The sequence below is a fragment of the Hydrogenobaculum sp. genome, assembly GCF_049967395.1.
In the GTDB taxonomy this organism is placed as follows: Bacteria; Aquificota; Aquificia; order Aquificales; family Aquificaceae; genus Hydrogenobaculum.
In genome coordinates this window covers 1-9,324 of the sequence record NZ_JBMFST010000053.1, presented here as the reverse complement: position 1 = coordinate 9,324, position 9,324 = coordinate 1, and the positions used below count along the sequence as shown (strand labels likewise).

Annotated in this window: 11 protein-coding genes; 3 read left to right on the top strand and 8 right to left on the bottom strand. The window is 36.7% G+C overall.

All coding sequences use genetic code 11. From position 1 onward, the window contains the following. Nucleotides 1-667, top strand: a 667-nt coding sequence (locus ACP5S8_RS07165; protein WP_461876286.1) for a CsgG/HfaB family protein, incomplete at its 5' end; no start/stop codon positions are given. 43 nt (nt 668-710) lie between these two features. Then, nucleotides 711-2,258, top strand: coding sequence for a 2-isopropylmalate synthase (leuA, locus tag ACP5S8_RS07160; RefSeq protein WP_461876285.1), 1,548 nt, complete (start codon nt 711-713; stop codon nt 2,256-2,258). Here the strand turns inward: leuA and aroE are convergent. From aroE to ACP5S8_RS07120, 8 genes are all read right to left on the bottom strand, one after another. Continuing rightward, complete coding sequence (aroE, locus tag ACP5S8_RS07155) at nt 2,255-3,076, bottom strand: shikimate dehydrogenase (protein WP_461876284.1); 822 nt, start codon at nt 3,074-3,076, stop codon at nt 2,255-2,257. The two genes, leuA and aroE, sit on opposite strands and share 4 nt — an antisense overlap. After that, nucleotides 3,073-4,152 (bottom strand): phospho-N-acetylmuramoyl-pentapeptide-transferase, encoded by a 1,080-nt coding sequence (gene mraY, locus ACP5S8_RS07150; protein ID WP_461876282.1) that lies wholly within the window; start codon nt 4,150-4,152, stop codon nt 3,073-3,075. Before mraY ends, aroE begins: the two co-directional genes overlap by 4 nt. After that, complete coding sequence (locus ACP5S8_RS07145) at nt 4,153-4,716, bottom strand: RNA methyltransferase (RefSeq protein ID WP_461870951.1); 564 nt, start codon at nt 4,714-4,716, stop codon at nt 4,153-4,155. After that, nucleotides 4,713-5,303 carry a glycerol-3-phosphate 1-O-acyltransferase PlsY gene (plsY, locus tag ACP5S8_RS07140; RefSeq protein WP_461876281.1) on the bottom strand — a complete coding sequence of 197 codons (591 nt, stop codon included), beginning with the start codon at nt 5,301-5,303 and terminating at the stop codon, nt 4,713-4,715. Before plsY ends, ACP5S8_RS07145 begins: the two co-directional genes overlap by 4 nt. 1 nt (nt 5,304) lies before the next feature. Beyond that, nucleotides 5,305-5,892: a phospholipase D family nuclease gene (locus ACP5S8_RS07135; protein ID WP_461870953.1), complete on the bottom strand. Its 588-nt coding sequence runs from the start codon at nt 5,890-5,892 to the stop codon at nt 5,305-5,307. Next, complete coding sequence (purD, locus tag ACP5S8_RS07130; protein ID WP_461876280.1) at nt 5,889-7,142, bottom strand: phosphoribosylamine--glycine ligase; 1,254 nt, start codon at nt 7,140-7,142, stop codon at nt 5,889-5,891. The genes ACP5S8_RS07135 and purD overlap by 4 nt, the downstream gene beginning before the upstream one ends. Then, complete coding sequence (locus ACP5S8_RS07125) at nt 7,139-7,399, bottom strand: hypothetical protein (RefSeq protein WP_461876279.1); 261 nt, start codon at nt 7,397-7,399, stop codon at nt 7,139-7,141. The genes purD and ACP5S8_RS07125 overlap by 4 nt, the downstream gene beginning before the upstream one ends. A gap of 61 nt (nt 7,400-7,460) precedes the next feature. Beyond that, entirely contained in the window at nt 7,461-8,078 is a 618-nt protein-coding gene (locus ACP5S8_RS07120) for an NAD(P)/FAD-dependent oxidoreductase (protein WP_461876278.1), read from the bottom strand. A gap of 328 nt (nt 8,079-8,406) precedes the next feature. Between ACP5S8_RS07120 and ACP5S8_RS07115 the strand changes: the two genes are divergently transcribed. Continuing rightward, nucleotides 8,407-9,324 (top strand): ATP-binding protein (locus tag ACP5S8_RS07115; RefSeq protein ID WP_461876276.1); only part of this gene is annotated, 918 nt, incomplete at its 3' end.

The following is a 9,324-nucleotide window of genomic DNA, read 5'->3' as shown; positions in this document are numbered from 1 at the left end:
CGCTTGCACAGCACCAAACGCTCCTAGTGGTGGTTTTGCTGCACTAGCTGCTGTTTTTGCTGGAAACGGTGGCATATCTTCTGTCGGTAAAGGCGTAACCAATATGCTTACCACAGCTCTTCAAGCCACAAACTGCTTTCATGTTATAGATTTAAAAGCTTATAAAAAGATGCAAGCTTTACTTGCAGCTACTGGACAAAAGGTAAAACCACCTAAGATAGATTATATGATAACTGGAGATGTAACATCTATAAGCTTAAGCACATCAGGTGGCGCTTTAGGAGCCGGTCTTATACCAGTATTGGGACTTATATCTGAAAGAAAACAAGAAGCTCAAATGGGTATAGATATAAACGTGTTAAACCCTGCTACTGCAGAGACCGTGCTTGCCAAAACTTTCCAAGCGGATAGCTCTAAAACATCATGGGGTATAGGTGGTGCTGGTGGTGCTGGTATGGCTGGTGCTGCTGGTGGCTGGAGCATCTCTCATAATCTATCTTTGGATAACGTGGCAAGAAGCGTTGTTGTACAAGCTGCCACTTACATAACCAAAGAACTAGCAGGTAAATACATAACTTACACTCCACCACCTCCTGGAAAGAAATCCGACAACAATTCTTCTGGAGCAACTACCGAGGGAGCAAGTGCCGGGGCAAATGCAAACTGATTAGTTTCATAGTTTTTAATGATAAGAATTAGATATTATCTTTATGGATGACAAAAGAGTATATATATTTGATACGACGTTGAGAGATGGGGAGCAAGCTCCCGGCTTCTCTATGACTATAGAAGAGAAGCTACAAATGGCCCATCAATTGGCAAAGCTTGGAGTGGATATTATAGAAGCTGGCTTTGCCATAGCTTCTAAAGGGGATTTTGAGGCTATAAGACTTATCGCTTCAGAGGTAAAAGGACCTACCATATGCTCTTTGGCAAGAGCCAACGAAACAGATATAGAAAGAGCTGCTGAAAGTCTGAAACCAGCCGAGAGAAAACGCATACACACCTTTATAGCTACATCCGATATACACATGCAATACAAACTTAAAAAAACCAAGGAAGAAGTGTTAGAACTTGCTAAAAAAGCGGTAAGATTTGCAAGAAACTTCACAGACGACGTAGAGTTTTCCTGTGAAGACGCCACCAGAAGCTCAAAAGACTTTCTTTACAAAATCATAGAAGAGGCTATAAAAGAAGGTGCTACCACTATAAACATACCAGATACCGTTGGATATGCTACTCCTTTGGAGTTTTATGAGCTTATATCGTCAATAAAAGAAAACGTTCCAAACATAGACAAAGCTATAATAAGCGTACATTGTCACAACGATTTGGGGATGGCTACCGCAAACTCACTGATGGCTCTAAAAGCTGGAGCAAGACAGGTAGAATGTACTATAAACGCTATAGGTGAAAGGGCTGGAAACGCCGGTTTAGAAGAAGTGGCGATGGCTTTGGTAGTAAGGAGAGAATACTTTGACAACATGTATACCAACATAAACACCAAAGAGATATACAAAACCAGTAGACTCCTTTGTAGGATTACCAGTAGCTTCGTCCAACCAAACAAAGCGGTGGTAGGAGACAACGCCTTTGCGCACGAGTCTGGTATACATCAACACGGTGTTTTATCAAACCCAATGACCTATGAGATTATGAAACCAGAAGACGTCGGCTTTCCATCGAATAGGGTGGTGCTTGGTAAACACTCCGGAAGACACGCTTTAAAATCTCGTTTAAAAGATCTTGGGGTAGAACTACCAGAAGAAGAGTTTGAAAAGCTTTTTGAAGAGTTTAAAGCCCTTTCTGATAAGAAAAAATACATATACGATGAAGATATAGAAGCTCTCATTTACAAAGATGTATTAAAACACGACAACAAGCCTATAAAACTCTTAAGTTTTCAAGTCCAAACTGGAGACAACATACTTCCCACTGCTACAGTTAGTTTAGAGATAAATGGCGAGAAAAAAGTACTTACATCTACCGGCGATGGTCCTGTGGACGCCGTTATAAAAGCCATAGAAAAAGCTTTGCCTCAAGAACCCAAGTTTTTAGATTATTCTATAAAAGCCCTCACACCAAACGCCGATGCCCAAGCAGAAGCTAGAGTTTTGATAGAACTAAACGATATAAAGTCATCAGGTACAGCTACAGATACAGATATAGTAAAAGCTAGCGCCAATGCATTTTTAGATGCTGTAAACAAAGCGCTTTTCAAAAAACAGGTTAAAGAAAAGGCTATAGAAGGGGTTTAGGGTTTATACGATTTTAAAAGCTCGAAAATTTGAGGTGCTATATCAAAAGCATCAACACCAGTCCATATTTTAAAGCTTTCTAAACCTTGATAAACAAGCATTGGTAGGCCGTTTATACCAACGGCTCCTTTTTCTTTTGCTTTTTTTATAAGAAGCGTATCTTTGTATATCACATCAAAAACTATATGACTCTTAGATATCTTGTCGTAATCAAAAAGAGGTTTGTCGTCATCTTTTAAACCAACAGACGTAGTGTTTACTATTATATCTACATATTGCAAAACATCTTCTATCGTCTCTACAACCCCTACATTGAAAATCTCTTTTAATTTTATGGCTTTTTCTATAGTTCTATTGTATAAATAAACTTTTGCCCCAGAGTTTGTAAGAGCGTATATTATAGCTTTAGAAGTCCCACCTGCTCCAAGAACCAAAGCCTTTTTGCCGCTTAAAGAAGTTTTTTCTTCCAAAGCCATTCTAAAACCTATGTAATCTGTATTGTAGGCTTTTATAATGTTGTCTTCAAATTTTAAGGTATTGCAAGAGCCTATTTTTTTAACTTCTTCTGATATCACATCTACAAACTCCAGCACGCTCTCTTTATGGGGTATCGTAATATTTAAACCCTTTATAGACAAAGCTTTTGCACCTTTTACAGCATCTTTCAAATCTTCTGGTTTTACCTCAAAAGGTACATATATAGCGTTTATATTTTTTTGGTTAAAAGCAAAAGACTGAAAAACAGGCGATAAACTATGTTTAACCGGATACCCAAAGATGCCGTAGCAAAGCGTTTGACCATTCGGTAACTTTATCATCTTAGCTTTAGAGTGGCTATTGTAAATATTGCAAGAAGTATAGATATTATCCAGATTCTTACCACTATTTTGGGTTCTGGAGTACCGTTTAACTCAAAATGATGATGAATGGGTGCCATTTTGAAAACTCTTTTTCCTTTGGTGATTTTAAACACACTTACTTGAATTATTACACTGAGGGCTTCTACCACAAAAACACCACCAGCTATTACAAGAGATAACTCTTGCTTTGACATAATGGCAAGCATACCAAGAGCAGCCCCAAGCCCAAGAGAACCCACATCGCCCATAAACATTTGAGCTGGAAAAGAATTAAACCAAAGAAAACCAAGACCAGATCCCACTACAGCCATACCAAATATAGTAAGCTCACCAGCGTTTTCAACATAGTGAATTTCAAGATACTTAGCCAGTATGCTGTTGCCAGCAACGTAAGAGATAATGCCAAGGGCAAAAGCCGTAGTCATGGCCGGGACTATAGCAAGACCGTCAAGTCCATCTGTAAGATTTACGGCGTTTGAAGTGGCTATTAGTACAAGCATGATAAAAACTATGTAAAAATATCCTAAATCTAGTTTTAGGCTTTTAAAAAAAGGAAAGTATATATGAGTATCTATATGCATAACAAAGTAAAGCAACAAAGCGCTTATCAGACTCACAACAATCTGCCCAAACATCTTGGCTTTTGCAGATATGCCTTTTTTATTTTTTAGTTTTACAAAATCATCTATAAAGCCAACGGTAGCAAAACCAAAAACCGTAAAAGCCATTATCCAAGTTTGCACTATATCAAGCCTCATTAGTAAAATTGAGGCTATTTCAAGGCTTAGTATTATTATAAGTCCCCCCATTGAAGGCACAAACTTTTTCTTAGAATGGGCTTCTGGAGTATCTTCCCTTACATAACCACCGTACAATCTATTTAGAGCGGTTACTTTTCTCATAAAAATAGGAGATAGCATTAGCGTAATAAGAAAGCTCAAAATAACAGCCATCAAGGCTCTAAAAGTTATATATCTTAATACGTTGAATAAAAATATATGGTTTTTAAGGATTAAACCAAGCCAATATAACATCTAGCACCTGTTTCTACTAAGGAGTCTATCAAGAATTATAGCAGCGGCATTTCTAACGGACAGATGGTTCCAATCTGAAGCCCCATAAACTGGTTCCAATATTAAATCAAAGGTTTCCATCAAAGATTTTGGTATACCGTAACCAGTACCGAAGAGTATGAGATAGTCGTTTTCGCCAGATTTTATAGCTTCTGAAAGTTCTTTGTAAGATATGGTATTTGGGTAAGTCCTAGCATCGGTACCCACCGTTATAGGTTTTTTACCCTTCTTAGACAAAATATCTTCTATGATCTCTTCATAGTTGTAAACTAGTTTTACCAAAGCTACGCTTTCATATCTTGTAAATTGCTTATCCTTGTTTTCTTCTGAAGTCCAATACTCTATCTGTCTTTGGATAACCTCTCTTTGGGCATCTACCGGATGGGCTATATAATAAGTCTCTACGCCGTAGGTTTTTGCAGGTCTTGCTATATCATGCAAATCTAGGGTAGTAAAAGATGTAATAATTCTGTTGCCGTATCTATCTGTAGCAGGCCAATGCAAAACCGCTATAAAAACGCTCATTTAAACCTGTATTCCTCTTTGTTTAAAAGCCTAAAAATATTATCTTTATGTTTGTACAGTATAAGAAAAGCTATAAAACTAGCGCCAATTTTTTGTGGCACGCTAAAATCACCCTGTAAAAACAAAAAGTACCCCACCAAAACAGAAATTACAGAAGCCAAAGATACGTATCTAAAAAGATAAAATACAACAGCCCAAACTAAGAACATCTTCAAAGCAAGCAAAAAAGATATGCCAAACACTACACCAAAGGCTGTAGCTACACCTTTACCACCTTTAAAATCCGCTCTGTAAGAGTATATATGCCCAATCACAGGAGATACCATCACAACCCCAAACCATAAAGAATCTGGGTTTATGTAAAATCTATCGAGCAATGCTATCAAAAATCCTTTAAAAGCATCTAAGAAAAACACCAAAGCCCCGTACTTTTTACCAAGAGTCCTGGTAACGTTTGTAGCACCAGCGCTTTTGCTCCCAACAGAAGTAATATCTATACCTTTGTAAGAGGCTATTATTTTTGCAAACAAAATAGAACCTAAAAGATAACCAAATATACTTAAAAGAACACCCATTAAAAATCCCATATCAAAAGCCGCTCTCTTCTTTCGGTGTAAAATTGTTTCCTATAGAATACATCCAGTTAAAATATTTTTCATAAATATCTGCTAATTTTTGGCTTTTTATAATAAGAAGATTTTCATAGTTTAACTTTTCAGCAGAAGCAGTCCAGTTGTAAGAACCGGTGATTACTTCTTTACCGTCAATCACGGCAAACTTGTTGTGCATGAGACCTTTTACAAACCTTGTTTCTTCTACGGGTAGCGTTTTAATAGGAATACCAGCCTTGTAAAAAAATCTTGACCTAGAAAATCTTGTGTTGGCTTCATGCACATCCATTACAAGCCTAACTTTTACACCTCTTTTATAAGCGTCTATAACAGCCTGACCGATAGGTCTTGATGTAAAGGCATACATCGCTATATCTATAAAAGAATGCGCATTTTCAATCTCTTTTATTATAGCATCTGAGGCTCCACCGTTTGGAGAAAAATATACAGAAACTTGAGCGTTGTTTATATTTATAGTTTTAGCACCAGATGGTTTGGAAGAACAAGAGTATATCGACAAGCAAAAAGTAGCGACAAGAAACAACAAAAATATTTTTTTAATCATAGGTATTTAAAGGCTTTTTGCCCTATATCTTTTCTGTAAACTGCATCTTTGAAATCTATAAGGGATATTGCATCGTAAACGTCTTCTAAAGCTTTTTTCAAATCTTTTGATTTGGCGCACACTGTTAGCGCTCTGCCACCCATAGAGTAGATCTCATCGTTTATAAGCTTTGTATTAGCTTGAAATACAACAACCCCTTTTTCTTGGGCTTTTTCCAAATTTCTTATAGGCGTTGGCTCGCAGTTTCCATATGGATAGTTTTTACAAGCCATCACAACTCCCACCGCAAACTCTTCAGATATACCATCTTTTAACGTTTCTGGATTGTGAATTATATCTATTAGATCTTTTTCAAGCCTCATCATGAGCACTTGGGCTTCAGGGTCTCCCAATCTTACGTTAAACTCTAAAACATAAGGCTTACCATCGGATATCATAAGCCCTATATACAAAAACCCCGTATAGTTAAATCCTTCTTGTTCCAAGCCTTTCATGATAGGCTTTACAATGCTTTCTTTTATTTTTAAATCCATTTCGCTGTTTATTATAGGGGCTGGTGAGTATGCACCCATACCACCGGTGTTTGGTCCTTCGTCGTTGTCTTTTAACCTTTTGTGGTCTTGAGATGTGGGCATTACGCCAAACTTACCATCTTTTATAGCTATTATGTAAGAAGCTTCCTCACCTCTTAGAAACTCTTCTATCACTACTTTTTTCCCAGATTCCCCCAGTTTATTTTTTACCATAAAATCTTCTAAAACCTGGCTAGCCTCTTGCCTTGAATTTACTATAACTACACCTTTACCAGAGGCAAGTCCATCGGCTTTTATAACAGCAGGATAGCCTATATCTTCTATAAAATTTAATGCTTTTTTAGGGTCTGTAAAGCTACCATAGTTAGCGGTGGGTATTTCATATTTTGACATAAAAGCTTTCGCAAAATCTTTTGAACTTTCAAGCATAGCAGCCCTTTTGGAGGGTCCAAACACAAAAGCTTTGCCTTCCAGTAAATCCTTTATGCCTTTTACAAGGTATATTTCTTGACCTGGTATAACCACATCTATCCTATTTTCTATTATGAATGTTGCTATATCTTCTATATTGCTGGCATTAAGTTCTATATTTTTGGCTATCTTAGAAGTACCAGCGTTTCCAGGAAAAACAAATATTTCTTTTATACGTGGGTCTTGTCGTAATTTCCAAACTATAGCGTGCTCTCTAGCCCCAGAACCAAGTACCGCCGCTCTCATCTTTTTTTCTTGTAGTACAAAAGATTGCCATCATCATCAAATTTTGCTATACCGTTGTTCCCTTTTACAGTGTAAAGACAACCCTTTCTAGTGTGAGATACCTTTATATCTTTTATATCACCAACATAAGAACTGGCATCTGCAGTAATAGAATTAACATCGCAGTTTGACATGGGCTCATACTTTCTGTGCCATGCCAAAGCCAAAGAAGTTATCCCTAAAAACAATACAAATATTCTTTTAAAAGCTTTTAACATAACGATATTATTTTATCATAAAAGTCTAAAAGAAGTCTCAAAACAAAAAGTCTAATAAATATTATGGGACGTCGTGAATTACTATCGGTTTTCCAGCGTATTTGTTTAATATATTTATCCCTACTTGCACACCAGAACCAGCCGCACAGCTAAACATAGAGCTAAAACCTGCCAAAAGCCCTGCTACATAAAGATTTTCTACAACGTTGGCATTTTTATCAAGAGCCTCGTAGCTTTTGCTTGTTTTTATCATCACCCTTCCAGGTTTAGGAGAAAGAGGGTTTTCCACAACATCTAACTCTATACCTTCTATATTAAAAGCCTTAAAACCAGAGGCTAAGACTACCAAATCAGCTTCAAAAGTGTTACCAGAAGCAGTTTGCACTACAAAGCCGTTATTTTTTAAAATCTTTTGGACGGTATCTTCCAATATTTCTACACAAGCGTACTCTTTTGCTTGGTTTTTTATATCTTCCAAAAGCTCTTTACCTAAAGTACCTCTTTTTACACCGGGGACGTTGTTTAATTTTGCGCTTTTAAGATCAGAATTTCCGTTATCTATAACAAGCACTTTTTTACCCTTGGCAAATTCCATATCATGTTCTACCGCAGAGCCTATTGTAATAGCACAAGAAAGTCCAGCAGGTCCACCACCAACGATTACTATATCGTATCTCATGCATTAGATTTTAAAATAATAAATCCGTTAGTTTCAAGAGCTTTTATCATAGGCAATAATTTTTTTACAACATATTCTTTATGATATTGCTTTTTGTAGCAGCATCTCTTTCAAAAATATCGGAATTACAAGCAAGCGTCAGAAATAGCAACCAAAAAGCATTTATGGATAGTGGGGACACCCGCCATAGACCTGGTTAAAAGCATAAATCCTAAATGCGGTGTAGCAAAACCAAAAATAGCTTTAAAATTGCTAAAGCTTCTTTTTAAACAACAAGAACACAGCTATTAAAAGCATAAAAATAACAGCAAAGGTATAATGATATATTATGAAGCATCTACCAATAGGCATACAAACCTTTGAGAAAATAAGAAACGGCAACTACTATTATGTAGATAAAACTATGTTTGTTAAAAAATTAGAAGAGGGCGGGTACTATTTTCTATCTCGTCCAAGAAGGTTTGGCAAATCTCTTTTTCTTGATACCTTGAAAGAAGCGTTTTCTGGCAACAAGGAGCTTTTTAAAGGGTTGTATCTATATGAAAATTGGGATTGGGGGAAAAGGTATCCGGTGATAAGGCTTGATTTAAGCCAAGCTTATCCTGACACGGTGGAAAATCTTAAAGAATCTATTAATTCGTTTTTAGAAGATATAGCTAAAAAGTATCAGATAGAACTGAGCAAAAAACTTATACCTCTAAAATTCCAAGAGCTCATCCAAAAGCTATGCGAAAAATACAACGAAAAGGTGGTGGTGCTTATAGATGAATACGATAAGCCCATACTTGATGTAATAGAAGATGTAGAAAAGGCAAAGCAAAATAGAGAGATACTAAAAAAGTTTTTTGAGATACTAAAGCCATCTGATCCCTACCTAAAGCTTGTATTTCTTACAGGTGTATCAAGGTTTTCTAAGGTGTCTATATTTAGTGGGTTGAATCAGTTAAACGATATTACCATAGATAGGAACTTTTCTACGATATGTGGTTATACGCAATCTGAACTTGAAAGCGTGTTTTACGATAGGATAAAGGATTTTGACAAAGAGAAGGTAAAAGAGTGGTACAACGGTTACAGTTGGCTTGGGGAGAGCGTTTACAATCCGTTTGATATACTGTTGTTGTTTGACAAGAAGATGTTTAAACCGTATTGGTTTGAAACAGGGACACCTACGTTTTTGATAAAGATGTTTATGAAAAATAGATACTATGTTCCAGAGCTTGAGAACTTAGAAGTAGGAGAAGAG